Origin of the sequence: Pseudomonas sp. HY2-MNA-CIBAN-0224 (assembly GCF_040310285.1) — a bacterium.
In the GTDB taxonomy this organism is placed as follows: Bacteria; Pseudomonadota; Gammaproteobacteria; order Pseudomonadales; family Pseudomonadaceae; genus Aquipseudomonas; species Aquipseudomonas helleri.
The window spans coordinates 1-349 of record NZ_JBEOPQ010000265.1 but is presented as its reverse complement, the minus strand read 5'-3'; the positions used below and the strand labels follow the sequence as shown (position 1 = coordinate 349).

Sequence of the window (349 nt, the reverse complement as noted above, 5' to 3'; positions counted from 1 at the left end):
CATGATTGATATTCATTGTTCGCCGCTACAAAGATCGGAATATCATCCCCTGTTCTTTTATCACTTATAATTGAGAAATCTGTGGTTAACGATTCCCCTATCACTTTATTGCCACTTCTCGTTTCATATTCATAATGCACGATGACGCCTTGTCCAAAATTGATAATAGGAATGGCATATTTCGGCATCATAGAAACGATACGCGCCGTAGCGACTTGCCCGTACTTGTATAGCTTTAGCTCTTTTCTGGTACTAAAAAACAAATAAATTAAAAATGGCAGGCCAAATAGCATAAACGATATAGGTATCAGAAAAAGTAACGCCACTGGAAAGCGGTAAGGCTGTAAAT

The 349-nt window shown here is 38.1% G+C and carries 1 protein-coding gene; it reads right to left on the bottom strand.

Annotated features, from left to right (window positions below; translation table 11 throughout):
* The coding region (locus AAEZ03_RS26330; protein WP_350582699.1) for a hypothetical protein at window positions 1–349 on the bottom strand (349 nt) is incomplete at both ends.